Here is a 24,569-nt window from a genome sequence, read left to right as displayed (position 1 = left end):
TATTCCGCTAAAAAACTCATAGCGACTACCGAGGGAGTCCATTCTCGTGGCAGTAGTAGACGGTTCTATGGTTCTTCATGAAGTCGATCACGGCGTTGGCGATGGCCATCGGATCTTCGTTATGCAGTAGAACCTTGGCAATCTGCTCGGCGATCCACGCCATTTCTCGTTCTTTCATCCCCAGGCGAGTTACTTCGACGGTGCCTAGCCTAATTCCTGTCTCTGGGCCGCTATCCCACGGCAGTGGCATTTCATTGGCGATGATGTTGGCGGCCTCCAGGCGCTGCACCGCCTCGCGGCCACTGATAAAGGGCTTTGAGTCAATCACAATCTGATGGGTGCGGGTGTAACCTCGCTCTCGATGGAAAACCATCACGCCCCGGTTCTGTAGATTTTCAGCCAATGCTTGTGCGTTTTTTACCACCTGTCTCATGTAGGTCTGTCCATATTCCAGCATCTCGGTGGCCGCCACGGCGAGAGCCGCTACCCGGTTGATTTGGTGACTGCCTGTCAAGGTCGGGAAAATCGTTTCATGTACTACCGGAGTCAATGACGCTTCGTTCCAGGCAATCAGGCCGCCTTGAGGGCCACTGAAGGTCTTCCCGGTAGAACCGGTCATCAGGTCTGCACCCTCTGCCAGCGGGTTCTGGAACAAGCCTGCGCTGATCAAACCCAACTGGTGAGCAGCATCGAAATATACTTTTCCATTCCATGAAGAGACGATGCCCTTGATGTCAGCAATAGGTAAGGGGAACAGAGTCAACGTCATCCCCAGGCCAATCACTGCTGGTTTAGCGACTCGGGCTATTTCGCTGAGCCGTGTAAGATCGATGTCTAGGGTGTCGTGCATAAAGGGAATGTCCATTACCTTGAGTCCACGCACACCGGGGGGGCCTTTGCCTCTATTGCTCGTATCTCCACCATGGGTCAAAGGCACGCTCATGATGCAATCACCTGGGTGGGTCAGGGCCGTGTAGGCCGCGAGCACCGCTATCATTCCTCCCATCAGACGATGGTCGGCATACTGGGTGCGAAAGACAATTTTCAACAGCTCTACACAGAGCGATTCCAATTCATCGATATTCTTCATGCCCGAAAAAAATCGATTGTCGCGTCCTATATGGCCGCCCGATGCGCGCGTGCCAACTTCACTGGATAGCAACGCGCGCACGGATGGGCTGGTAGGCGACTCAGCGGCTACGAGATTGATGCATTGCCGAGCGCGCCACTGTTCGTTTCGGGCGACCGCCCCTCTGACCAGGTCGGCCATCGCTGCGTGAGATTGAGCCTGTTTGAGTAAGGCACTGGCCTGCTGGAGGCATCGGGTATCGTGCATGATTATCCTCTCCTGGAACCACGTAACGACTGGCTAACCGCGCCTTACGTCAGGCTTTTGGCCGCCTCCGCATTCTGATCTTCCCACCAGCGATCATTGCCATGCAGGCTGCGGGTGAGGTCTTTTTCGGCAGCCCAGGTCATGTTGAGGATTATTCGAATGGCGTCTTCGTTGAGCGGGATAGTGCGATGCAGTGTGGTGTCCGTACGCAAGAAATAAATATCCCCCGTCTTGAAACCGTAAGTCGCAATGGGGTTGCTACACAGAAGTTCGTGAATTCTTGGATTAGTTTTATCCCATGAGGTATGAGGAACGCATTGCAGCATCCCTCCTTTGGCGATCGGCGGTGTTTCAATGATCCAGATCAACGCGAAACTATAGTCGCCCCAATGCCAGCCGTGGGTGTCTCCTTTGCGTTCTTGCTTAGTAATTAAGAACTCCTCGTCCTTGGATACGGAGGCAATAATTCGTGTTCCCGAGATCCGCGATAGAGTGTCTAGCAGTACGTTGGATTTCGATAGTGCATTGATCAGTGGGCTATTTTCTGCGATGAACTCACTGCGCACTACGCTCATATAACGAGGCGTGTTGTCAGTGGTGGCAAGGTGCAAGTCTCGACGTTCGATTTGGCGATCGATAAGGCTCTTGACTTCTATGCTTATTTTTTCACGTAATTGATCGTCAACGATGTCTCGTAGCTTCAAAAAGCCATTGCGAGAGAACTCTTGGCGTAATGAAAAAATTCTATCCTCAGTGAAGGTTTTGTGGTGATGTTGTTGTAGGTGAGAGTCATCAGGCAAGTAGTTCATTTCAATTCCTCGATAGAATTCATCAAGTTGAAATAGAGACATTACGGAGCACCTTCTGGAAGGCGTGCCGCTAAGGACTACGTATGACTGCAGGGGAAACAATAGGTAGCGATCTTCAAAAAATCTATTATTTTTTTATAAAATTGTGGTATGTAAGATTTTCATGGCGTTTCATCAATATTTGTAAGGTGAAATTAATGAAGAAGCTTACAAAAAACGATCAGAGACTAGACCCCATAGATCGGGCATTGATTATTGCCATTCACCAGAACGCCCGGGCATCCATACGTTCGCTCAGTCGACAGGTGGGGTTATCGGCTCCCGGTTGTAGCGAGCGTCTTAAACGGCTTGAGATTACAGGTGTTATTAGTGGGTTCAATGTAGAGTTGAATGCCCAAGCACTTGGCTACACGCTACAGGCCCTGGTAAGGGTAAAACCTTTTCTTGGAAACTTTCACCCTGTGGAGCAATTGCTCGCAGAAATGGCAGAGTGTGTCGTTTGCTACAAAATCACCGGTGAGGACAGCTTTGTCTGTCACCTTTATATTGATTCTGTCAGTCATCTAGATATTACGCTGCAAAAGATTACACCCTTGGCTGAAACTAACACTTCAATTATAAAATCCATCCACAAGAAGCTTCCTGATTTATAAAAAGGTTAGGCTGCTAGTGTGAGCTTTAATCTCGTAAGGTAGCGGTGAAGTTTTTTCGGTTTAGCTCTGGCACGGGTGTGCTACGGGCAATTTATTTTTTAATTGACTCTAATCAAATGGTTGTTTTGAGTGAATGGCTTTCGTCAAGCTATTTAGAGTCGAGCTTGCTGCTAGTTATAGTGGCATATTGGAATATAAGGTTTCATTTGAAATCTGGAAGTTCTGGGGGTTAGGGTGAGGATTAGGGACAGACTCCAGTTTTCAGGGTTGCTGTTTCGTTAGGTCGATTTTGATAAAAAGGTAGAGTGGGGGGAGTACTTGATTCAAGAGCTAGGTACTGTCTTGCAATTCATTGCCGGGTAATTATCTGAAGATTGGCAGGGGAGAAGTCCGGCCCGACGGCGAGCCGGCTCCCCAGGCCGGCGACGGGTCTACTTGCCTGGTTTCTTAAGGCTGATCGGCAGGCCCCACACCAGGTCCTCCATGCCTTTCTCACCCAGTACCTGGGTCTTCATCGGCTGGATGCGCGCCAGCACCTGGCGGCCTGTCTCGGAGAGTTTCGGTTGCTCGTGATCGATGAACTTCTGCGTAAACTCCGTGGGCGCGGGACGCATGTAGACCTGGATGTCCCGCAGGGCGCACTTGATGTTTTGCGTGTCCACGGCCTTGCAGGTTTTCGGGTCGTAGTGCACGCCCGGAGTCTTCAGGTGGAAGCGGTCGCTGAGCAGGATCTGGCCCGGCTTGATGGTGAAGGCCAGTGGGGCATAGGCGTCGGGTATCTGCGCTTGCAGCTTGATGGACTGGACGTCCTGGATCTTCGTGCCTTCGGTCCAGCCGCCTTGGGAGACCTGCTCGCGCTGGGTGTAGTTCTGTTGTGACCAGCTCACGCATTGGCCGGACGCCATGTGCACGGCGCTGCAGACGTTCTGGGAGTAGGTCCTGTCGGCATAGGAGGCATCACGCCAATACTCTTCCTTGACGAACCGGCGATACAGCACGGCGGACAGGTTCACCGCGCCCAAGGGCGTGGCCCCCGGCTGGCCCTTGGGCGCCTTGATGTCGGCCAGGGTGCTGTCGATCTTGTAGTCGATCCCGCCGGACAACAGGTAGGTCCCCGGCGGGATGATGTTGACCTCGAGGAAGTCCCACAGGTAGACGGCGTCCTTGATCTTCTCCAGGTCGTTGTTGGCGAAGGCCTGCATGTAGGCGATGCCGGGCATGTCCTTGTTCTTGAAGATGACCCGGTGCGAATAACTGGAAAGATCGGTCACGCTCTTGTTGGGCATCAGCGTCGGCACCAGCACCACGGACATGCCTTCGCGGGTGGCCTGGTCGAGCATGTCCAGCAACTGGTTGGTAGGGTTCTTTTGCGCGGGGCTGGCAGGGCCGCCAATCGATGCGCAGGCGGCCAACAAGCTGGCGGGGGCCAGGATCGCCAAGGAACGCAGGCTTTTTAGAGTTTTCATTGGATGTCCTTATCGGCACGAGGCCATGGCTGAGTACTGGGGTTGCGGCGACTGAAATTAGTGGATGGGCAGCACCGGGAGTTCCAGCCTGCCGTCGACTGGGTCACTGTCGAACAGCCTGATCGGCGTTTTCAATAGCACTAAAGCCCTAGGGATGGAAAGCGCAAGGCGCTCTTGTCGTACGGCGTGCCAGCAGGCGCCAGGGGACGAACAAATCGCCAATTGCCATGAACAGTGAATTTTTTCGGATTCCTGGCTATCTGATGGCATGGAGCCCCGGCCGGTAGAACACTGGTCATCTCGCTGTTCGCTCGTACCTGCCACCATCCGGGCCCGGGGCAAAGGTATGCATGAGCACAGTCCAGCCATAGGGAAACTGCTATGAAGTCGCGCAAGAAAAGGGTCAAGCCGATCGGCTTGAAGGACATCACCATCGTCGACGACGCCAAGATGCGCAAGGCGATCACCGCCGCCGCGCTGGGCAATGCCATGGAGTGGTTCGACTTTGGTGTCTATGGTTTCGTCGCCTATGCGCTGGGCAAGGTGTTTTTCCCCAATGCCAGCCCCAGTGTGCAGATGATCGCCGCCCTGGCGACCTTCTCCGTGCCCTTCCTGATCCGCCCCCTGGGCGGGTTGTTCTTCGGGGTCCTGGGCGACCGCTACGGACGGCAGAAGGTCCTGGCGGCGACCATCGTGATCATGTCCCTGAGCACCTTCGCCATCGGCCTGATCCCGTCCTATGCCTCGATCGGCATCTGGGCGCCGATCCTGTTGTTGCTGGCCAAGATGGCCCAGGGCTTCTCCGTGGGCGGGGAGTACACCGGCGCCTCGATCTTCGTCGCCGAATACGCCCCGGACCGCAAGCGCGGGTTCCTCGGCAGCTGGCTGGACTTCGGCTCGATCGCCGGCTTCGTCCTCGGCGCGGGCCTGGTGGTACTGATTTCCACCATCCTGGGTGAAGAGAAGTTCCTCGAATGGGGCTGGCGCCTGCCGTTCTTCCTGGCCTTGCCACTGGGCCTCATCGGCCTCTACCTGCGCCATGCCCTGGAGGAGACCCCGGCCTTCCAGCAGCATGTCGAGAAGCTCGAGCAAGGTGACCGCGAAGGCCTGGCTTCGGGCCCGGCGGTGTCGTTCAAGGAAGTGGCGACCCAGCACTGGCGCAGCCTGGTGACCTGTGTCGGCGTGGTGGTGGCGACCAACGTCACCTACTACATGCTGCTGACCTACATGCCCAGCTACCTGTCGCACAACCTGCACTACAGCGAAGACCACGGGGTGCTGATCATTATCGCGATCATGGTCGGCATGCTGTTCGTGCAACCGCTGATCGGCTTCATGAGCGACAAGGTCGGACGCCGGCCCTTCATCATCTTCGGCAGCGTCGGCCTGTTCGTGCTGGCCATCCCGGCCTTCATGCTGATCAACAGCGGGGTACTGGGGGTGATCTTCGCCGGCCTGCTGATCCTGGCCGTGTTGCTCAACTTCTTCATCGGCGTGATGGCCTCCACGTTGCCGGCGATGTTCCCCACGCGCATCCGCTACAGCGCCCTGGCCAGCGCCTTCAACATCTCGGTGCTGATCGCCGGCCTGACCCCGACGATCGCCGCCTGGCTGGTGGAAACCACCGAGAACCTGTACATGCCGGCCTACTACCTGATGGTGATCGCGGTGATCGGCTTGATCACCGGTATATCCATGCGCGAGACGGCCAACAAGCCATTGCGTGGCGCGGCTCCAGCGGCGGCCGATATCGAGGAGGCTCGGGAGTTGCTGCAAGAGCACCACGACAACATCGAGCAGAAGATCGAAGACATCGATGCGCAGATCGCCGAGCTCGAGGCCAAGCGCAAGAACCTGGTGCAGCAGCACCCGCGGATCGACTAGGACCTGGGGCCCGGCTCGGCGCCGGGCCCACGACTGGACGTCGCGGCCCAGGGGAGTGGCAGGAGAGCGTTTCAGTCGCGGTCGCGGTGGTCGGCGACGCCGCGCATCCAGTAGCCCTTGCTGCGTACCAGGCGGCGCTGGATCGAACAGGCGTCGGTGAGATAGTCGCGGACTTCGTTGATCGCCTGGGCTTCGGCGGCGATCCAGAACTGCCCGACCCCCGAAGGCAACTGGAGCTTGTCGATGCCTTCGAGCAGCAGGTTGGTGGCGTGCGGATGCTCGTCGCGGAACATCCATTCGTAGTTGACCGTGGCCAGGGTGTCCATGGCCTGCAGCTCGGTCATGCTCGCCGCTTCCAGCACCACCACCGCGCGGTCGCCGGGGGCCAGGCTCTCGAGGATGCTCATCACCGCCGGGGTGCCGGTTTCATCGGCGGCCAGCAGTAACCATTCGGCCTCTTCCTGGGGCTGGAAACCACCACGCAATGCCGAACAGCCGATCCAGTCGCCGACCCGGGCCTGCTCCGCCCAGCTTCCGGCCGGGCCATGGCCATGGCGGACGAAGTCGATATCGACGCTGGACGAATGCCGGTGATGCCGGCGGATGGTGTAGGCACGACTGGCGGGGGTGCCGCCATTGGGCAGGAACAGCTTCAGCCATTGGGCCGGCTGGCACTCCAGGTCGCCGCCGAACAGCTCGCCCCTGAAGGTGACGCGCCGTACCAGGGGGGTGAGGTCATGGAGGGCGGTGACTTCGAGGTCGTACTTCATTTTTTTACGCAGGAACATGAATACTCCGGATCTACTTGGCTTTCGCCTTGGGTGAATGAGCCAGCCAGACGATGCTGAGCACGGCGAAGAACAGCCATGCGCTGGCCAGCGAGAAGTCGTTGAGCGCCAACATGTGGGCCTGGCGATCGATGGCCCGGCCCAGCCATTCCAGGGCGCCCTCGGGTGACAGGCCGAGGCTGTCGAGGTTGGCCCGGGCCTGGTCGCTCCAGTGATCGAAAGGGCTCATGCGTTCGGCCAGATCGACCTGGTGGCCGCGGGCCCGGTGATCCCAGAACGCCGGGCCGAGGGACACGGCGAAGCTGGCGCCGGTCATGCGCAGGGCGTTCTGCAAGCCGAGGGCCGCGGGGATCTTTTCCGGTGGCAGGCGCGACAGCGAAATGGCCACCAGCGGGGTGAACAGGAAGGCCGTGCCGGCGCCCATCAGCACCGAGTTCCAACCGATGAACTGAATGTCCAGGCCGGTCTCGAAGCCCATGCGCCACAACGAGGCGCCGATCCAGCAGATGAAGGCCATGCTCGCCAGCATCCGCGCATCCAGGTGCTGCATCAGCCGCCCGATGAAGGGCGCCAGCACCACCCCGGCGATCCCCAGGGGCGCAGTGGCGATCCCGGCCCAGGTCGCGGTGTAGCCCATCTCCGTCTGTAGCCACAGTGGCACCAGCACCAGCGAGGCGAAGTACAGGGAAAAGCCCAGGGTCACGCACAGGGTGCCGATGGCGTAGTTGCGCTCCTTGAACAGGCGCAGGTCGAGTATCGGATGCTGCTCGGTCAGTTCCCAGCTGATCAATGACGCAAAACCCAGCACCGCCGCCACCGCGAGTACGCGGATCGGCGTGGAGGCGAACCAGTCCAGGTCCTGGCCCTTGTCGAGGAGAATCTGCAGCGAACCGACCGCGACCATCAGCAACAACAAGCCGATCACATCTACTGGCAGTTTGCGGGTCGGGTTGTCCCGGCCATGCAGGACCTGACTGAGGGTCAGCAGGATGAACGCCCCGACCGGCACGTTGATGTAGAAGATCCACGGCCAGCTGATGTTATCGGTCAGGTAGCCGCCCAGGATCGGACCGCACACCGGCCCGAGGAAGGTGGTCATCGACCACACCACCAGCGCCGAGGTGCGTCGCTCGGGCGGGAAGATCGCCACCAGCAGGGCCTGGGACAGCGGGGCCAGGGGGCCGCACACCGCGCCCTGGAAGATCCGGAACAACAGCAGCGAACCAAGGTTCGGCGCCAGGCCGCAGCACACCGAGGCCAGCACGAACAGGGCGACCGCGGTCATGAACAGCTTGACCTGGCCGAAGCGCTGCACCAGCCAGCCGGTCAGTGGCAGGCCGATGGCCAGGGAGATGCTGAACGAGGTCAGCACCCAGGTGCCCTGGTCGGGGGCCACGCCGAGGTTGCCGGAAATGGTCGGCACCGCGACGTTGGCGATGGTGGTATCGAGCACCATCATGAAATTGGCCATGCCGATCGCCAGCGCGCCCAGGAGCAGCGTGCCGCCGCTCAGTGGTTCGATGGGACGCTTGGCGATCATCGTTCGTTCCTCGACAGGTTGAGTTTCGACGCTTGCAGGTTCTGCGCGATGATCTGCTCGACCAGCGCCTGGCTACCTTGCTGGAGGTTGTCGTAGACCCCGGTGCTGTCTTGCAGCTTGGCTGGCTCGGGTTGCTCCCCGGGATCGCCGAGGATCGCCTTGGCGCTCATCGACAGGCCGATGCGCAGCGGGTGGCGCAGTACTTCCTCGCGGTCCAGGGCGATGCGCACCGGCACCCGTTGCACCACCTTGATCCAGTTGCCGGTGGCGTTCTGCGCCGGGATGGTGGCGAAGGCGGCGCCGCTGCCAGCCTCGATGCCCTGGATACGCCCGTGGTAGGTGACTCTCTCGCCATACAAGTCGGCGAACAGTTCCACCGCCTGGCCGACCTTGATCTGCCCCAACTGCGATTCCTTGAAGTTGGCTTCCACCCAGACCCTGTCCAGCGGTACCAACCCCATCAGTACGGTGCCGGGCTCGATATGCTGGCCCACTTGTACGGCGCGTTTGGTGACCAGGCCATCGGCCGGCGCGGGAACCTTGGTCCGGGCCAGGGCCAGGTAGGCTTCGCGCACCCGTTCGGCCGCCGCGCTAACCTGCGGATGATTCTCCACCGTGGTCCCCTGGATCCGTGCCTGCAGGGCCGCCAGCTTGGCCTCGGCGGCACGCAATCCGGACTGGGCCACCTGCGCCGCTTCCTCGGCGTGGTGCAGGTCCTCGCCGGAGACCCCGCCCTGGGCGATCACCGCGCGGCGCCGCTGCAGGTCCTGGCTGGCGCGGCTGGCCTCGGCCTGGCGCAACCTGACCTGGGCCGCCAGGTCGTTCTCCTCGGCATACAGGCTGCTGACCGTGCGCACGGTCAGGGCCAGTTGATGACTGGCGGCGTCCAGGCCCAGGCGGGCATCGGCCGGGTCGATTTCGACCAGGGCGTCACCGGCCTTCACGGTGTCGGTGTTCTGGACATGCACCGCCGTAGCGGTGCCGCGCGCCTGGGCCGAGACCAGGGTCACGTCGCCTCGCACGTAGGCGTTGTCGGTGCTTTCGTAGAGGCGGCCATAGAGCAGCCACCAGGCGCCGGCCGCGAGAATCAGGGCCAGGGCCACCAGGGTGATGATCAGGAAGTTCAGGCCACGGCGCGACTTGGCCGGGGTCGGGGTTGGGGAGGCGTCAGTCATGGGAGGTCTCTGCAAGTCGGGTGACGTTCGTGTCGGTTTCGGTCCGGCCGCCTAGTGCACGCAACAGGCCGGCGTGGTTCTGTTGTGCGGCCGTCTTGAGCTGGACCAGTTGCATGCGGGTATCGAGCACCCGGGTCTGGGCGTCGAGCACATGCAGGAAGTCGGTGAGGCTCTGGCGGTAGCGCAGGTGTTCCAGCTCATAGGCCTGTTCGGCTTCGTCCAGGCCTTGCACGGTCTTCACTCGCTGGCCCTCCAGGGCCTGCAGTTGCGAGAGATAGCGGGCGACGTCGGCCAGGGCATCCACCAGCACCTGGTTGTAGTTCGCCACGGCCTCGGCATAGCCGGCCTGTTGGGCCTGGTACTGGCCGCGCAGGCGGCCGGCATCGAAGATCGGCAGGGTCAGCGCCGGACCGACGCCGTAGGTACGGCTGTCGTGGTGGAACAGGTCCTGGAAGCCAAAGCTCTGGAATCCGGCGAAGGCCAGCAGGTCGATGTTCGGGTAGAACGCCGCGCGTGCCGCGCCAATGCGCTGGGCCTGGGCCTCGACGCGCCAGCGCTGGGCGATGACGTCCGGGCGGTTGCCTACCAGGTCGGCTGGCAGTTGCCCGGGCAATACCACGGCGCGTCGCAGGTCCGTGCCGCGGGGCCGCCATTGTTCGCCCCAGCCCGGGCCTTTGCCGGCCAGGGCTGCCAGGCGCAGTTGATAACCGCGGGCAGCGCCCTGCAGCCGGGCCTGCTCGGCCTCGAGCAAAGGGATGGGGCCGCGGGCACGGACCACGTCGACCTGGGTGCCCAATCCGGATTGCAAGCGTTGTTCGCTGATGCGGTAGATGCTGCGCCGTTGCTCCAGGGCCTGGTCGACCACGGTCTGTTGTTCCAGTACGCCGGCCAGGGCGAACCAGGTTTCCACCAGGCTGCCGCTCAGGGCCAGGCGTGCCACCGCGCGATCGGCCTCGGCGGCCCGCAGGCTACCCACTGCCGCTTCGTTCAGCGCGCGGTTCAGGCCCCAGAGGTCGAGGTTGTAGCGACCTTGCAGCAACGCCTGGCCGTCGGTATGCCAGCTGCCGGACTCGCTGGCGCTGGTCTTGTAGTGCTCGGAATCCTGGCTGCGCAGGATCTGGGTCATGGCCGACAGGCCGGGCCGGGTATTGGCCTGGGCGACGTTGGCCTCGGCCTCGGCCCGGCTGATGCGCGCACTGGCGATCGCCAGGCTGGGCGAATTGTCCAGGGCCGCGTCGAGCAGGCGATCCAGGTCCGGGTCCCGGAAGGTTCGCCACCACAGGTCGTGGTCGCTGGCCGGTGTCCAGAGGGTGGCCTGGGTGATGTCCTGGCCGGCAGCGAGAGCGTCGGCGAACAGGAGCTTGGGCGGTTCGGGCGTGCGCCCTGGGCTGATGCAGGCCGGCAGCGTCAGCAGCAGGCCCAGCAGCGTGGCTGACTGGATCAAGCGATAAGGAGCCATCACAACGTCCTTGAACGGTTAGGTTGTGATGGGATGCTAGAGACGCCGGGGTCTATTGAAAATTGCAAATATCAGAGTTTAGATTTGCACAAAATGCAAGCGAGACGCTGCGATGAACTTCCCCGACCTCAACCTGCTCTTGACCTTCGACGCGATGTTGCGCGAAGGCAGCGTCACCGGCGCCGCCGAACGCATGAACCTGAGTATCCCGGCCATGAGCCGGCGCCTTGCCAACTTGCGCGAAACCCTGGGCGATCCGCTGTTCGTCCTGGCCGGCCGACGCCTGGTACCCACGCCGCTGGCCCTGGAGCTGGCGCCCCAGGTCCACCATCTCCTGGAGGAGGCACGCAATGTCCTGGGCAACAAGCAGGTGCTCAACCTGGGCACCATCAAGCGCGTGTTCACCCTGCGCACCGAGGATGGTTTCACCGGTGCCTGGGCCCTGCGCTTGAGCCAGCGCATCGCCGAGCAGGCGCCCCATGTCACCCTGCGCTTCATGTCCCAGGGCAACGAGGATGTCGCCGCCTTGCGCGACGGCCTGAGCGACCTCGATATCGGCATTGCCGGGCCGCTGGGCCCAGAGGTGTACAAGCAGCGCTTGTACATCGACAGCTTCGTCGGCGTGGTCAACAACCAGCATCCACTGGCCCGACAGGCCAAGGTCAGCGCCGAGGACCTGGTGGCCTATCCGCACCTGTCGGTCTCGCGCCGGGGGCGAACCCGTGGTCCGCTGGACCTGGAGCTGGAGAAGATCGGCTTGCAACGCAAGGTGCAATTGGTGGTGCCCGGTTTCCAGGCTGCCATGCAGTTGGCCAGTACCTCGGAACTGATCGCCGTGATCCCACGGCGTTTCGTCGAATGGTCCTTGCCGCTGCTGCCGCTGAGCATCTTCACCTTGCCAGTGGTGACTCCCAGCGGTGAGTTCTCCCAGGCCTGGCACCCACGGGTGAACAACGACCAGGTGCATCGCTGGTTGCGCCAGCAAGTGCAAGAGTGTTCCAGCTGATGATCCGGGACGATGCCCAGGCGCAGCTTGCGCTCACGTAGTTCGATAAGGTTCATGCAGGGTTTCGGGAAGGGCGTTGGGTTGTCTACCATGTCGCGCCCTTGCCAATGATGATGGGGCGCCTGGAGTTGGAAACTTGAGCGGGAGAGTGGCTGCAATGATGTTCGACCATGGAAGGCTGCAGGGCATGCCCAGGGCGCAAGCCGGGTTGTTCTGCCTGCTGGCTGCGGAGCGGCTGGTGCCGGTCTACCGGGCTTTTTCCGAGAAATACCGTTCAGGCACGGACGTCAACGCCGAGGTCCTGGACCTGCTGTTCCAGCAGGTCGGCCACTGGCACGACTTGCCGTTGCAGGCGCTGCATCAGCAGCTGTACCTGATGATTCCGGACACTGAAGACTACAGCGACGAGTTGGCCGACCAGGCCCAATGCGCGGTGATCGGCACGTGTTATTGCATCGAGTACCTGCTTTGGGGCGAGGCTGACAAGGCACGCTGGGCCATCGGCAAGGTGCTCGAGGCCATCGATGTACTGGATGAGCCGGTGGAGCGGGAAGCGCCCCGGGAGTTTGCCTGGTGTGCCACCCTGCTGGAGCTTCTGGAACAGGGCGACCTGGGGGATCTGGATTTCATCGCACAGCTGCGCCGGGACAACCAGGAGCATTGCGTGCAAGTGGTGGACAGCCGTGGCCGATAACCTGGCGCCCCGGGCCCCATTACCGTTCGACAAGGAGCAGCAGGTACCCAGGATGCATGAACGTAAACGGCATAACCTCCTGGCCATGGCGCCGCAAGAGCGACTCGATTATTTCGTGCGCAAGATCGTGGATTTCGAGCAGGCCTGGGGGCTGTATCAGGACGGTTGGGCCACCTCGGCCTTTGACGGTGGCGAGGCCGTGCCCTTCTGGCCCGAAGCGGCGCTTGCCCAGGCCTGTGCCACGGGGGCCTGGGCCGGTTTCGTGGCGCGGCCGATATCCCTCGATGACTTTCGCGGCCGATGGTTGCCGGGGCTGCGCGCGGATGACCGGGTCTGCCAGGTGTTTCCCGTGCCGACGCAGCAGGGTGTGGTGATATGCCCCGACGACCTGGGCGGCCTGATCCACGACGAGCTGCAGCCGTATCTTTGATCCGAGGATTGAGCAGGTTCCATGCAAGCACTAGAGCGTATTGAGCTGTACGTCGCCTTGAAGTCCCTTGACCGTTTGGCGGGGCTCCAGGGGCCCCGGGCGCTGGCTGTCCCCGGGTTCTGCCGGGATTTCATCGACCAGGCCTGGACCTGCCTGGCCGGAGGGCCGGCGCCGGACTGCGAAGGCCTGGGGGCGGCGATAGATGCAGTGGTGGTGGACGAGCAGGATGCAACCAGCGCCCAGGTCATCAGCAACCTGTACCTGTATGCCTTCTCCGACCTGTTGCTGTACTTCGAGCAAGGGGAGGGGCAGAGCCTGGAGTGCGTCCAGGCGTCGATCATCGACCTGCATGACTACCTGGCCGCCCAAGCCTTCCTGGAGCGGGCGGGCATCAGCGATGGCGTGGTGCTGAGCCGGTCCCAGGAGCAGCAGATCGCAGCGGACCCTGTCTATGCCCGGGAACGGCAACTGTTGGAAACCGACCGGCTACACGCGCAACAGCTTGGCAACTGGCAGGTCGTCATCACGATGCGCTGAAACCTGGCCCTGCATGGCACTGCCCGGCCAGTTTCCAGCGAACAGCGAGCGTGCTGGCTTGTTTGCACGCTGCGTAAATAGGGGCAATTTTTTACTTATATTTACACATGGGTTTTTCCTCGATTGTTAATGTGGAACTTCCAGTGGCTTGCGACTTAGTTCAATAAACAGGTGTGCTCATAAAGTCTTCGATTGTATGACGAGTGTTGCTCGGCCTTGGCAATCGATGCGTTATCGATGGTTTTTGAGTATCCCTGGTTAATCTGTGTGCCTGACCTTAAGCCCAGGTAAACCGGTGGCCTGATGCCTGTTCGAAGCTGACGTTGGCTGGCTTTTGGCTTATGTCGGCCAAGTATCAATAACTTGGGAAAGTTTGAGTCGGTTATTGAAATCAGCCCGGGGCTGGAGTCGCAAGTTGTCCTGCTGGTATTTGAACTCTCGGTAAGTTTGCTGCGTGGTGCATGGGACCCCGAGTGAGTGAATATAAGTTTCTGCATGGTACAAGGCCGCACCATTCGGATGTTTAGTCCTGGAGTAGGTGCCATGCCGTCTTTTTCCCGTAGAGCCTTGATGAAATTGAGCCTGTTGGCGGCGTCGCCGCTAGTGGTGCCTGCCATTGCCAGTGGCGGCCCCGCGCTCAGCAGCAAGACCGTCCTGGTGATCGGTGCCGGGATTTCCGGGCTGGCCGCCGCCAGGATGCTGCACACGGCTGGCTATCGAGTGACAGTGATCGAAGGGCGTGACCGGGTGGGCGGTCGGATCTGGACCAATCGTAGCTGGAAGGAGGTACCGGTGGACCTGGGGGCCTCCTGGATCCACGGTGTGGATGGCAACCCGGTCGCTGCCCTGTCCAGGCAGTTCGGTATCGAGACTGTGGTGTACGACGTGGAAAATCCCACCTCCAATCAGGTCTACGACGCCAATGGGCGAGCGCTGGGCAGCCAGGAGTCGGAGCAACTCGCGCAGCTCTACGAACAGGCCAGCAAGCTACTCGCCCAGAAGGTGCAGGGGGCTGCGTCGCAATTGAGCGCCCAGGAGGCGATGCAACAGGTGCTCGCCGGGTTGGGAGAGACGGCGGCGCAGAAAGCCACGGTCCTGGAGCTGTTCAGTCGCCAGATGGAGGATGGGCTGGCCGCCGATCCGCAGGACATTGCGGCCTGGGGCCTCAACGAAGGCAGTGCCTTCGATGGGCATGAAGTGGTTTTCCCCAACGGGTATGGGCAACTGGTGGACAGGTTGGCCGCAGGCCTGGACATCCGCCTCAAGCACCGGGTCACGCGTATCCAGCACGGCGTTTCGGGCGTACGGGTACACACCACCGAAGGCGAGCTGGCGGGTGATATCGCGATCGTTACCTTGCCCTTGGGAGTCCTGAAGGAGGGTGGGGTCGAGTTCTCGCCGGCACTGCCCGTGGCCAAGCGCGAAGCCATCGAGCGCCTGGGCATGGGGGTCTACAACAAGGCGGTGTTCCTGTTCCCGCACGTGTTCTGGGGCGAAGCTGCGGTCATCAGCCAGTTGAACACCGACAAGGGCCTGTGGGCCAACTGGTACCCCTTGAATCACTACGCCAAGAAACCCGTGCTCTGCGCTCTGCATGGCGGCACCTCGGCGCGGTTGCTCGAGGGCATGTCGAACCAGGAGATCCAGGACGACGCCATCGCCCACCTGCGCCAGATATTCGGCTCCTCGATCCCGTTGCCGACGGGCCTGCACGTGACCCGCTGGCACGCGGACCCCTTTGCCCGGGGCAGCTATTCATTTCCCCAGGTCGGGGCGCGGCCTACCGACCGGCTCGACCTTGCCAGTCCGGCCAGTGCCACGTTGCTGTTTGCCGGCGAAGCCACGCACCCGGACTACAGCGGTACGGTCCATGGCGCACTGTTGTCGGGTTGGCGCGAGGCGCGCCGGGTATTGGGTGAGCCGGTCTGAACCAACGGGGCGCTCAGGGCAGCTCGCCGATACGCCCGAGCAAGTGCTCCATCAACTGCCGTGCCTGGACCTGCTGCTCGCTCCAATCGTCTATCAGCTGGCCCAGGTAAGCGCGGCGCGCGTAGTCCAGGGTACGGGCTTGGGGGGCGGGGAGTTGCGCGATGGCCCAGGCCGCAGCGCGCTCCTTGTCGAGGAAGTCTTCGCAGCACGCCGTGCGCCAGATCCTGGCCAGGGTCAACAGGACGTTCCGCTCATCTCCATGTAACCCCTGCAGCAGTGCTGGCAGTGCCTGGCTCATGGCCTGGCGCACCTGTTGTGGCGAGATCTCGGGCAAGCGCAGCGGATCGCTGCCAGGCAGCAGGGGCAGGGCCTGGTGCCGTGCCTGGGCCAGCAGCAGAGCGTACTCGGGGTCGCCATGGGGCATGGGTAGCTTGCCGTTCTCGACATCGTCGCGCAGCCACTCGCCGTAGACCAGCTCGGCTCGTGGGGCAACGCCCGGTTCCTCCAGGTCGGCCTGGCTGAAGACCAGCAGTTCCAGGCAGCGTGGACCAGGGGCAACGGCCGGGTGCCGGGCAGAAATCTGCAAAAGGCCGGTGCTCAGCACGCGGCGCTGCGCCAGGTTGAGCGAGTGCCCGACGACCGCCAACAGATCGATATCGCTTTGCGGTTGCAGGCCTGCGCCGACCGCTGAGCCATGCAGGTACAGCGCCTGCAGGCCGTGGCCTAGGGTCTGTTGCAGCAGGGCTACGGTGGCGAGCAACTGCCGGTCGTTTTCCAGGGGGTGGGGGGCTCGGGTCAACTCGCTTCTTCCTGTTGGGGGGAGTCGGTTATCTGGCCGGCCTGTTCCTTGAGGAAGGCCAGGCAACTGTCGACCGCTGGGGTGCGTGGCCCATGGCAGGTTTCGAACAGCACGATGTCGCGGTGGATACGCGGCTTGACGATGGGCCGCCAGGTCAGCTCGTCGCCCAGCAGGCCTTCTGCGGTCAGGCGCGGCACGATACCGACGCAGAAGCCGGAGCTGATCAGGCTGTACAGCGTTTCGGTAAAGGAGACTCGGTACGCCGCCTTGACGATGACTTCCTGGGCCTTGGGCGAGCCCAGGGCCAGGTCGGCGACGCTGCCGAGCAGGAAGTGCGCCACAGGCCGGGTATCGAGCTGGGCCCAGCTGACGCTGCGAGCGCTGCAGAACGGATCGTCCTTGCGCAGCACCACCACCAGTTCATCCACCAGCAGTCGGTACATGGGCAGTCCGGCCGTCGCGTCACCGGCGCCGATGCCGAAGTCGACCCTGGCGCTGCGCACATCGTTGATCAGGGCCCGGGTGGGCAAGTCGACGAAGTCGAACTTGAGGTCGGCATGCTGGTGTTGCAGGAGCCGGAGCAGGGGGAGGATGCGGTGGGCCACCGACGGCACCAGCCCGATGCGGACCGTCTGCTGGTGTTCCTGGCTGATGTGGACCATGTCGGCCATGGCATTGCCGGCGGTGTTCAACAGGTGCTCGGCGATGGGCAGGATCGCCGCGCCGATCTCCGACAGCGTGACCTGGTGGCCCTTGCGGATGAACAGCTGGGCGCCGATCAGGCGTTCGGTCTCCCGGATCGAAGTACTGAGAGCGGAGGCCGTCAGCGCGAGCTCCTCGGCCGCGAGGCGAAAGTGCAGGACCCGAGCGAGCGTGAGGAAGTAATGCAGGTGGCGCAGCGACAGGGCTGCGAGCAGACGCTTGGAGACGCCTGTGCCTTCTTTGGTTTTCATGGATCGGTCCCCCAACTGGAAAGGTGTTGACCAGTGTGGCTGGTCATCAAGAAAAATCTAATAAATATGAATAATTAACAACTTTTTCTAATAACTTGCAGGCCTATACTCGATTCACCGGTTGCCGAGCTGGTAAGCCGCAAGGATGGGCTGGATGACCGTAGAACAATAATCAGAGGAGCGCTCGTCCATGATTCAAGACCCTGTCTTGAGTGACTTCCTGCGTCGTCTTCCCAAGACCGACCTGCATATCCACCTGCTGGGCGCCATCCGCCCGACGACCCTCGTGGCCCTTGCCCATAAGCATGGCCTGGCGCTGCCGGAAGCGGGCGCCCGGGAGGTCTATGAGTACCGCGACTTTCCTGGCTTCCTGGAGGTCCTGCGCCTGGCGGGCCTGTGCCTGGTGGATCGGGAAGATTTCTCCCGGGTGGCCTACGAGCTGCTGGAGGATGCCTGGCGCAAGGGTAATTGCCGGCACCTGGAGCTGTCGTTCAATCCCACGGTGTTCTTCGACAACCAGGTGCGCTACCCCACGGTGGTGGATGGCCTGATCGACGGCATGGCCGCGGCCCAACGCGACTTCGCCATCTCCAGCCTGTTGATACCCTGTATCGACCGCGAGCGCCCGGCAGAGGTGGCACGGGCCATGGTCGAGGAAGTGCTGTTGCATCGACGTGATGCCGTGGCCGGCATCGGCATGGACTTCGCCGAAGGCAAAGGCCCGCCCCTGCGCTTCGTCGAGGCTTATCGGTTGGCCGCGCGCCACGGGCTGCGACGCACCGCCCATGTCTGCGAGGATAACCAGCCACTGGCCCTGGCTCCGCCCGCCCACCTGCGGATCTGTATCGAGGACCTGGCTTGCGACCGCGTCGACCATGGCTACAACCTGCTGGCCGATCCGCAGGCGGTCATCGCGGCGCGCGAGCAGGGCATCGCCTTCGACGTCACCGTTTGCACCGCCAAGAAGAGCAACCTGGGCAACCGGATGGACGCGATCAAGCTGATGCACGATGCCGGCTTGCGCCTGAACATCGGCACCGACGATCCCTACCTGCATCACACCGACCTGGAGCACTCCTGGGCCAAGTTGTTCCATCACTGTGGCTGGGGCATCCACCAGGCCCGCGAGCTGGCGCTGGCCGGGGTCGATGCCTGTTGGTTGGACGAGGGCGACAAGCGGGCGCTGCGCGAGACGTTTTCCCGGGAGATCGACCGACTCATGCTGCAGGCCTGGCCCCTGATCAAACCGCCCTACATCGATGAACAGGCCGCGTAGGCCAACCTGGTCCGATTCCCGAGGCTACCGTGATGAGTCCTATGAACACCCTGAGCCTGCGTCGCTCGCAATGGACCGCCGTGGTGCTGTTGATGCTGATGGGCATCATCAACTACTTCGACAGAAGCACCGTGGCGATCGCCAACCATCTGCTCAGCCGCGACTTGGCCCTGAGCGCCACGCAGATGGGCTGGATCTTCTCGGCATTCTCCTGGGCCTACGCCTTTGCGCAACTGCCCACCGGTGCCCTGGTGGATCGCAAAGGGGCTCGGCTGGTCCTTGGCTGGGCCCTGGCGGCCTGGTCGGTTGCACAGGCGGTCTGTGGCCTGACCACCTCGATGTTGCAATTGCTGGCGGCGCGAGTCTGCCTCGGTATCGGCGAGTCGCCGCAGTACACCGGCGGGGTCAAGGTGATCAGCGACTGGTTCCGGGTGAGCGAGCGTGGCCTGCCTACTGGCGTGTTCCTGGCTTCCACCACCATTGGCTCGATGATTGCGCCACCGTTGCTGACCAGCTTGATGGTCACCTTCGGCTGGCGCGGCATGTTCGTCATCATGGGCGTGGTGGGCGGCTTGCTGGCGGTGGTCTGGCTGGTGGTTTATCGCGATCGCAACGAGGTGCGGCTCGCACCCGAGGACCAGGCCTACTTCCAGGACGACACCGAGGTAGCGGCGCCCAAGGCCAGCTTCGCCGACTGGAAGGGCTTGTTCCTGCATCGCACCACCTGGGGCATCGCCCTGGGGTTCGTCGGCGTGATGTACATGGTGCTACTGACCCTGGCGTGGTTGCCCGGGTACCTGGCCGGAGAGCGCCAATTGAGCGTGGAAGGCACCGGCTGGGTGCTGACCATTCCCTACCTGTTCGCGACACTGGGCATGTTCAGCAGCGGCTGGGTGGCCGATCGCTTGATCGCAGCCGGTATCCGTCCCATCGCCAGCAGGAAGCTGCCATTGATCGCCGGCTTGTTGGGCGGCGCGTTGTTCAGCGTGCCTTCGGTGTTCGTCGACAGCATCGTTGCCTGCATCGCCTACCTGTCTGTGGCGATGTTCTTCGTCAACCTGGCGGGTGGTTCGGCCTGGGGCCTGGTGAGCGTGGCGGCGCCGCGCCAGCTCGTGGCGTCGCTGGGCAGCATCCAGAATTTCATCGGCTTTTTCGGCGGCTCGTTCGCCCCGGTGGTGAGCGGCTGGATCATCGACCGTACCCACTCCATTGCCCTGGCCTTCGTGTTGGCGGCGGGCGTGGCCTGCCTGTCGGCCCTGGCCTATTTCCTGTTGGTCGACCGGCCGATAGCCGCCACGGGTGACCAGGGCACCACTCAACGCAATGAACCCGACGTCATAATAAAAACAGGAGCCTGATCCGATGTTGCCAACCACCCTTACCCACGATTTCATCAAGGGCCTGCCGAAGGCCGAATTGCACCTGCACCTGGAGGGCACGCTGGAGCCTGAGCTGAAGCTGGCCCTGGCAGAGAGGAACCGGGTCGATATCGGCCAAGCCACCATCGAGGAGGTCAAGCGCAGCTATCAGTTCGATTCGCTGTCGTCATTCCTGCAGGTGTATTACCCGGCGATGAATGTCCTGCAGAGGGAGGAGGACTTCTATCAACTGGCCATGGCCTATCTGCACAAGGCCCGGGAGCACAATATTCGCTACGTCGAGTTGTTCTTCGATCCCCAGGCCCACACCAGCCGCGGCGTCGCTTTCGAAACCGTCATCAACGGCTATCACTGGGCAGTCCGCGAGAGCGGTGCCCTTGGCGTGGAAACCGCCCTGGTCATGTGCTTTTTGCGGGACATGTCCGCACAGTCGGCCGCCGACACCTTGGAGCAGGCCCTGGCGCACCGGGACAAGATCCTCGGGGTCGGCCTGGATTCCGACGAGAACGGCAACCCGCCGGGCAAGTTCCGCGAGGTGTTCCACAAGGCCAGGCAGGCGGGTTTGCACCTGACCATGCATTGCGACATCGACCAGCACAACTCCATCGGCAACATTCGCCAGGCCTTGCTGGACATCCAGGTCGATCGCCTGGATCACGGTACCAACATCGTCGAGGACCCGGAGCTGGTGGCCTATGTGCGCGACCGGGGCATCGGCCTGACTTGCTGCCCGGTATCCAATGGTTTTGTCGGTGACATGAAGGGCAACGAGATCCTGCAATTGCTGCGGGCCGGGGTGAAGGTCACGGTCAACTCCGATGACCCGGCGTACTTCCAGAGCTATGTGTCCGACGACATGTTCGCCCTGGCGCAAAACTACCCGATGACTCCTGCCGAGATGGTGCAACTGGCACGAAACTCCTTCGACGCCAGCTGGCTGTCGGACGACAGGAAGGCGGCGTACCAGCAGGAGATTACCGACTACGTGGCGGGTTATTGAGAGCAGAGCCCCAGGACCGATACCGCACGGCTTGGCATCGGTCCCGGAGCCTGTCGATCAGGTACTGCATGGAAGGGGCTACGGGGCCCCTGCGTGCCAGGGCATCACCAGCCGAACGAGACGATCATGCCCAGGAAGGTCTGCATGCCGCTTTCTCCGTAGAGCGCCTTGGCACCCTGCTGTGGCTTCCACAAACCGATGATTGGGATGACCAGCACATTGGCAGTCGGGTTGATCTGGAAGTACAGGTCCAACTCATCCCCCAGGTGCTCACGGCTCCTCTGGCTGCTGAAGCGGTAGGCCATGGCAGTGATCGCCAACTGATCGTTGAGGGTGGTCCGCAAGGAGGCCCTGTGGATGCGCGCGTTGGTGTTGATCGCAGCAAAGGTCCCGGCGATTTCGCCCTGGACCCAGGCCGGGTTGCCAACGATCGATCCATAGAACAATGGATCGAACTGTTCCGATTTCTGGGTCGTGGGGTCATCGCCGGAGAAGCGGGAATAGCGGTAGCCAACTTCGGGTGTCAGGGGCATGGAGTCGAACTGATAGCGGGCGCCGGCATACCAGGCATTGGCCTGTACTGTGCTGGAGCGCTCTGCGGCATACCCTCCTTCGATCGATAGCGCCTCGAAACCCAGGTTGGTCTTGCCGCGAAGGTTGTACACATCGAGCCCTTGGCGCAGGGAGAACATGCCTTTGGCTCGTTGCCGGTCGACGTTATCGACTCGCAAATACGCGCCCGCGATGTTGTTTCCGACACTGGGGTCATATTCGATGTTGATGCCCTTGAGCTGGGGCGAGCCCTGCCCGTCGTTATCCGATTCCAGATGGAACCCCTCGATCCGCAGCGTCTGGGTGGGTTGCAGGCGCAGCAGTGTCGCCTGGGCGAAAGAGCGTCGGCCAGCCAGGTAGTACAGCCCCCCGCGATTGAAGCCGTTGCCAGCTCGTTCGCCAAAGTTGAGCTGGTCGCCAGCAATCAGGAATGCGTCGCCCATCACATAAGGCTGGCGCCCGGTGGAGATTTCCAGCCAGTCGTTCTTCCAGCCGACATAGGCATTGTCGACGTCGGTTCGGTATTCGTGTCCGGTGCTGGAGCCGGCCGGGTCGCCATCACCGAACAGTTTGGAACTGATGAAACCCAACTTGGCAAAGGCGCTACCGTCAGCAACGGGTGTCGTACCGCTGAAGGTGCCGCGGGCATAACTCTCTACCCAGGTACGTGAATGTTCCTTGGCCGCTGCGAAATCGAAGGAGCTGTAGAGGCTGGCCGCGGTGAGTTCCAGATTGAAGTCCAGGGTGCTGGTCTCGTCACGGTAGAGGGACTGCGCATGAGCGCCGGCGGCGCCACTCAACATGCAGGACAACGCCAGATTTCTTGTAGTTGTTTTCATGGGTTTGCCTTCTTGAGGATGAACGAAGCTGCTCCCCCGTCTCGACCGAGCAGGGGGAGGGACGTGGTTCAGTGGGTCAAGGCGTGTCGAGGGCGACGAAAATCTTGCTGGACGGTTCCAGCGTCAGCCAGATACCGGTAAAGCCACGGGGGACGAAGAACGCATCCCCGGTCTTGAAGTCCTTGCGTCCGCCATCGGGATCGATCAGGGCGACATGCCCACCGAGCATCACGCAGATTTCGTTGTACGGGTACGACTCCAGTAGCAACTGGCCCGGCTCCCCGGACCAGGTACCACCAAACAGGCTGCCGCTGCTGTTGGCAAAACAGCGGTATTCGGTTTCGCGCCAATCGCTCGAGGCCATGCCATCCGGCCATTCGGGATTGATGGCCTGACCCTGGCCCAGGGTGATGCTGATGATGTTTTCGATAGACATGGCTAGTTCTCCCTTGTTGGATTGCCAATGAAACGGTCGAGCACGTTGCGGGTGATGATTTCGGTGAAGATGTCGTGTCGGATCAGGCCGTTGACCCATTCACAGCTGCCAGCGTTGAACACCTCGCCAGCGCCTCTCTTGAAGGTGGCGACCATGCCGCTGCCATAACGCTTGTCCTTGAGATGAGCGGGGGGCGTGTCGCCGTACACCGCCTCGAGCAAGCTGTCGAACTCCCAGGCCGGGGCTCCCAGCGGGACCTGGCCCTCCCAGCGGTCGTCGGTGCCCACCACGGCTGGCGCCATGGCGAGGATCTCCAGTGAATCTGGGGCGCCATCTTCATGGGTGGGGTAGGGCAGGCCACGCCGGAAGGTGTATTCGACGCCGTCCAGTTCGAAGGCCGCGATGCAGGTCGGGGCTGCGCCGAACTGGTCGCCGTAGTACAGGTCGGTGTTGGCGAATGCCCAGTGCCCGGGGCGATAGACGGTGAACCCGCCGCTGGAGCGCGGCGTGGTGCTGCCATAGCGGTTGTAGCAGCCGGCGATTCCGGTAAGTCCCATGGTGCTGGCGCCGGGGCGACCGACCTGGGGACTGTCCCAAAAGGTCGTGACGCGCTCGGGATGGATAGTGGCCTGTGGGTCCAGGCGCGGGTCCTTGTAGCAGACCTGGGTCGTACCATCGGCACTCAGGCGTACCTGCCAGATGAAGTTGCCGGCGAAGCGAGCCAGGTGCCCGCCTGCATCCAGGTAGTGGTCCAGGGCGTCGCGCATCTCCCAGGACCAGTATTCGTCATGGCCAACGATGATCACACAGCGGTAGGAGGCAAGCGTCTCGGGAGAGAAATGCAGGTCCCACTGGGTGAGAAAGTCGAAGGCGTAACCCTGTTCTTCGGCCCAGACCAGGAAGGGTCGCTCATAGGTGGCCCAGAAGGCATCGGCGTGGTGGCGGGAGTAACCATTGGCCTTGGCCCATTCGTACACCTCATGCCGGGGTTCCCAGCCTGGTGGCGGGGTCGTGGAGTGGGCATTGCGCGGGGCGCCGTCGGGCTTGCTCAGGAAGCCTCGCCCCAGCGGGCGCATCAGGGACAGTTCGGCGCAGGGGCCATCATCTTCCGGGGCGCCACGATAGCTGTTGGCGCCTCCCCAATCGTTGTAGGCCGCCAACGTGCTGGTCGTCAGCAGCATGATGGCATCACGCCTGCGTGCGCCGGCCTTGACCACGAAGTAATGTTCGGTGTCCAGGGTCTCCCCGGGAAACTCTGCACTCAGGCGCACCAGGTAGAAACCGCTGCTCCAGCTTTCATCGATCGTGATGCTGGTGGCGTACGGCCAGTTGCAGCCCTGGGTGTAGGCATCGGTGGGCGTCGCCTGGCGAAAGTCTCCCTCGAGTGTGCGTTGCAACACGCAGTGTGTCGCCAGGCCATCGCGGACGATGCTCAGTTGCAGGCGCCTGGCGGTGGAGTGGATCGCCAGTTGGACGCATTCACCGGCGCTATACGACGGTTTGTCGGTATAGCACCAGACTTCGCGGGCCTGTGGCGCCTCGCAAGGTCGTTCCGACGCCCAGCCGGGAATGCTCCATGCGTGCCGGGCACGCCCAGAGGATGAGACGGTCATGGTTTCTCCTTGGAAA

The 24,569-nt window shown here is 62.0% G+C and carries 22 protein-coding genes; 10 read left to right on the top strand and 12 right to left on the bottom strand.

The window, feature by feature from the left end; translation table 11 throughout:
- Window positions 1–25 precede the first annotated feature (25 nt).
- Both I9018_RS24420 and I9018_RS24415 read right to left on the bottom strand, forming a co-directional pair.
- Window positions 26–1,336 (bottom strand): serine hydroxymethyltransferase, encoded by a 1,311-nt coding sequence (locus I9018_RS24420; protein ID WP_241107707.1) that lies wholly within the window; start codon window positions 1,334–1,336, stop codon window positions 26–28.
- Between the two features lie 44 nt (window positions 1,337–1,380).
- Window positions 1,381–2,187, bottom strand: a complete 807-nt coding sequence (locus I9018_RS24415; protein ID WP_241107706.1) for an ArpA protein — start codon at window positions 2,185–2,187, stop codon at window positions 1,381–1,383.
- Between the two features lie 41 nt (window positions 2,188–2,228).
- On the opposite strand from I9018_RS24415, the gene I9018_RS24410 reads away from it, so the two are divergent.
- The gene (locus I9018_RS24410) at window positions 2,229–2,798 is read left to right on the top strand and encodes an Lrp/AsnC family transcriptional regulator (protein ID WP_241107705.1); all 570 of its coding nucleotides are present in this window, start codon (window positions 2,229–2,231) and stop codon (window positions 2,796–2,798) included.
- Window positions 2,799–3,229: 431 nt separating this feature from the next.
- Here I9018_RS24410 and I9018_RS24405 read toward each other — a convergent pair whose 3' ends face one another.
- Window positions 3,230–4,264: a hypothetical protein gene (locus tag I9018_RS24405; protein ID WP_241107704.1), complete on the bottom strand. Its 1,035-nt coding sequence runs from the start codon at window positions 4,262–4,264 to the stop codon at window positions 3,230–3,232.
- A 381-nt stretch (window positions 4,265–4,645) separates the two neighbouring features.
- On the opposite strand from I9018_RS24405, the gene proP reads away from it, so the two are divergent.
- Window positions 4,646–6,148, top strand: coding sequence for a glycine betaine/L-proline transporter ProP (proP, locus tag I9018_RS24400; RefSeq protein WP_241107703.1), 1,503 nt, complete (start codon window positions 4,646–4,648; stop codon window positions 6,146–6,148).
- A 71-nt stretch (window positions 6,149–6,219) separates the two neighbouring features.
- On the opposite strand, the gene I9018_RS24395 is transcribed toward proP, so the two are convergent.
- From I9018_RS24395 to I9018_RS24380, 4 genes are read right to left on the bottom strand one after another with little or no spacing between them, the layout of a single operon-like run.
- Window positions 6,220–6,936, bottom strand: a complete 717-nt coding sequence (locus I9018_RS24395) for a siderophore-interacting protein (protein ID WP_241107702.1) — start codon at window positions 6,934–6,936, stop codon at window positions 6,220–6,222.
- A 13-nt stretch (window positions 6,937–6,949) separates the two neighbouring features.
- Complete coding sequence (locus I9018_RS24390; protein WP_241107701.1) at window positions 6,950–8,476, bottom strand: DHA2 family efflux MFS transporter permease subunit; 1,527 nt, start codon at window positions 8,474–8,476, stop codon at window positions 6,950–6,952.
- Window positions 8,473–9,651 (bottom strand): HlyD family efflux transporter periplasmic adaptor subunit, encoded by a 1,179-nt coding sequence (locus I9018_RS24385; RefSeq protein WP_241107700.1) that lies wholly within the window; start codon window positions 9,649–9,651, stop codon window positions 8,473–8,475. Before I9018_RS24385 ends, I9018_RS24390 begins: the two co-directional genes overlap by 4 nt.
- Window positions 9,644–11,110 (bottom strand): efflux transporter outer membrane subunit, encoded by a 1,467-nt coding sequence (locus I9018_RS24380; protein WP_241107699.1) that lies wholly within the window; start codon window positions 11,108–11,110, stop codon window positions 9,644–9,646. The genes I9018_RS24385 and I9018_RS24380 overlap by 8 nt, the downstream gene beginning before the upstream one ends.
- Window positions 11,111–11,222: 112 nt before the next feature.
- On the opposite strand from I9018_RS24380, the gene I9018_RS24375 reads away from it, so the two are divergent.
- The 5 genes from I9018_RS24375 to I9018_RS24355 all read left to right on the top strand — a co-directional run bounded on the left by I9018_RS24375 (window position 11,223) and on the right by I9018_RS24355 (window position 15,706).
- Window positions 11,223–12,116, top strand: coding sequence for a LysR family transcriptional regulator (locus I9018_RS24375; RefSeq protein ID WP_241107698.1), 894 nt, complete (start codon window positions 11,223–11,225; stop codon window positions 12,114–12,116).
- A 187-nt stretch (window positions 12,117–12,303) separates the two neighbouring features.
- On the top strand, window positions 12,304–12,810 hold the full coding sequence (locus I9018_RS24370; protein WP_164823723.1) for a hypothetical protein: 507 nt from the start codon (window positions 12,304–12,306) through the stop codon (window positions 12,808–12,810).
- Window positions 12,811–12,862: 52 nt separating this feature from the next.
- Window positions 12,863–13,240, top strand: a complete 378-nt coding sequence (locus I9018_RS24365; protein WP_068579365.1) for a DUF2750 domain-containing protein — start codon at window positions 12,863–12,865, stop codon at window positions 13,238–13,240.
- Window positions 13,241–13,261: 21 nt separating this feature from the next.
- Window positions 13,262–13,777 (top strand): hypothetical protein, encoded by a 516-nt coding sequence (locus I9018_RS24360; RefSeq protein ID WP_241110219.1) that lies wholly within the window; start codon window positions 13,262–13,264, stop codon window positions 13,775–13,777.
- Between the two features lie 543 nt (window positions 13,778–14,320).
- Window positions 14,321–15,706, top strand: coding sequence for an FAD-dependent oxidoreductase (locus tag I9018_RS24355; protein ID WP_241107697.1), 1,386 nt, complete (start codon window positions 14,321–14,323; stop codon window positions 15,704–15,706).
- Between the two features lie 13 nt (window positions 15,707–15,719).
- Here the strand turns inward: I9018_RS24355 and I9018_RS24350 are convergent, their stop codons facing one another.
- Together I9018_RS24350 and I9018_RS24345 are read right to left on the bottom strand one after the other, a co-directional pair.
- Window positions 15,720–16,505 (bottom strand): aminoglycoside adenylyltransferase domain-containing protein, encoded by a 786-nt coding sequence (locus I9018_RS24350; protein ID WP_241107696.1) that lies wholly within the window; start codon window positions 16,503–16,505, stop codon window positions 15,720–15,722.
- Window positions 16,502–17,458 carry a LysR family transcriptional regulator gene (locus tag I9018_RS24345; RefSeq protein WP_241107695.1) on the bottom strand — a complete coding sequence of 319 codons (957 nt, stop codon included), beginning with the start codon at window positions 17,456–17,458 and terminating at the stop codon, window positions 16,502–16,504. Before I9018_RS24345 ends, I9018_RS24350 begins: the two co-directional genes overlap by 4 nt.
- Before the next feature lie 190 nt (window positions 17,459–17,648).
- On the opposite strand from I9018_RS24345, the gene I9018_RS24340 reads away from it, so the two are divergent.
- The 3 genes from I9018_RS24340 to add are packed head-to-tail and all read left to right on the top strand — an operon-like array spanning window position 17,649 to window position 21,113.
- Entirely contained in the window at window positions 17,649–18,734 is a 1,086-nt protein-coding gene (locus I9018_RS24340) for a hypothetical protein (RefSeq protein ID WP_241107694.1), read from the top strand.
- A 32-nt stretch (window positions 18,735–18,766) separates the two neighbouring features.
- Window positions 18,767–20,092, top strand: a complete 1,326-nt coding sequence (locus I9018_RS24335; RefSeq protein WP_068579149.1) for an MFS transporter — start codon at window positions 18,767–18,769, stop codon at window positions 20,090–20,092.
- A 4-nt stretch (window positions 20,093–20,096) separates the two neighbouring features.
- Window positions 20,097–21,113 carry an adenosine deaminase gene (gene add, locus I9018_RS24330; RefSeq protein ID WP_068579151.1) on the top strand — a complete coding sequence of 339 codons (1,017 nt, stop codon included), beginning with the start codon at window positions 20,097–20,099 and terminating at the stop codon, window positions 21,111–21,113.
- A gap of 104 nt (window positions 21,114–21,217) precedes the next feature.
- On the opposite strand, the gene I9018_RS24325 is transcribed toward add, so the two are convergent.
- The 3 genes from I9018_RS24325 to I9018_RS24315 all read right to left on the bottom strand — a co-directional run bounded on the left by I9018_RS24325 (window position 21,218) and on the right by I9018_RS24315 (window position 24,553).
- Window positions 21,218–22,504 (bottom strand): alginate export family protein, encoded by a 1,287-nt coding sequence (locus tag I9018_RS24325; RefSeq protein WP_241107693.1) that lies wholly within the window; start codon window positions 22,502–22,504, stop codon window positions 21,218–21,220.
- Window positions 22,505–22,580: 76 nt separating this feature from the next.
- On the bottom strand, window positions 22,581–22,940 hold the full coding sequence (locus I9018_RS24320) for a cupin domain-containing protein (RefSeq protein WP_124346955.1): 360 nt from the start codon (window positions 22,938–22,940) through the stop codon (window positions 22,581–22,583).
- Window positions 22,941–22,942: 2 nt separating this feature from the next.
- Window positions 22,943–24,553: a N,N-dimethylformamidase beta subunit family domain-containing protein gene (locus I9018_RS24315; protein ID WP_241107692.1), complete on the bottom strand. Its 1,611-nt coding sequence runs from the start codon at window positions 24,551–24,553 to the stop codon at window positions 22,943–22,945.
- Window positions 24,554–24,569: the final 16 nt, after the last annotated feature.

This window comes from Pseudomonas sp. MPFS, from assembly GCF_022537035.1.
In the GTDB taxonomy this organism is placed as follows: Bacteria; Pseudomonadota; Gammaproteobacteria; order Pseudomonadales; family Pseudomonadaceae; genus Aquipseudomonas; species Aquipseudomonas sessilinigenes.
Note: the sequence above shows the minus strand (reverse complement) of the source record. Positions and strands in the feature narration are given on the sequence as shown.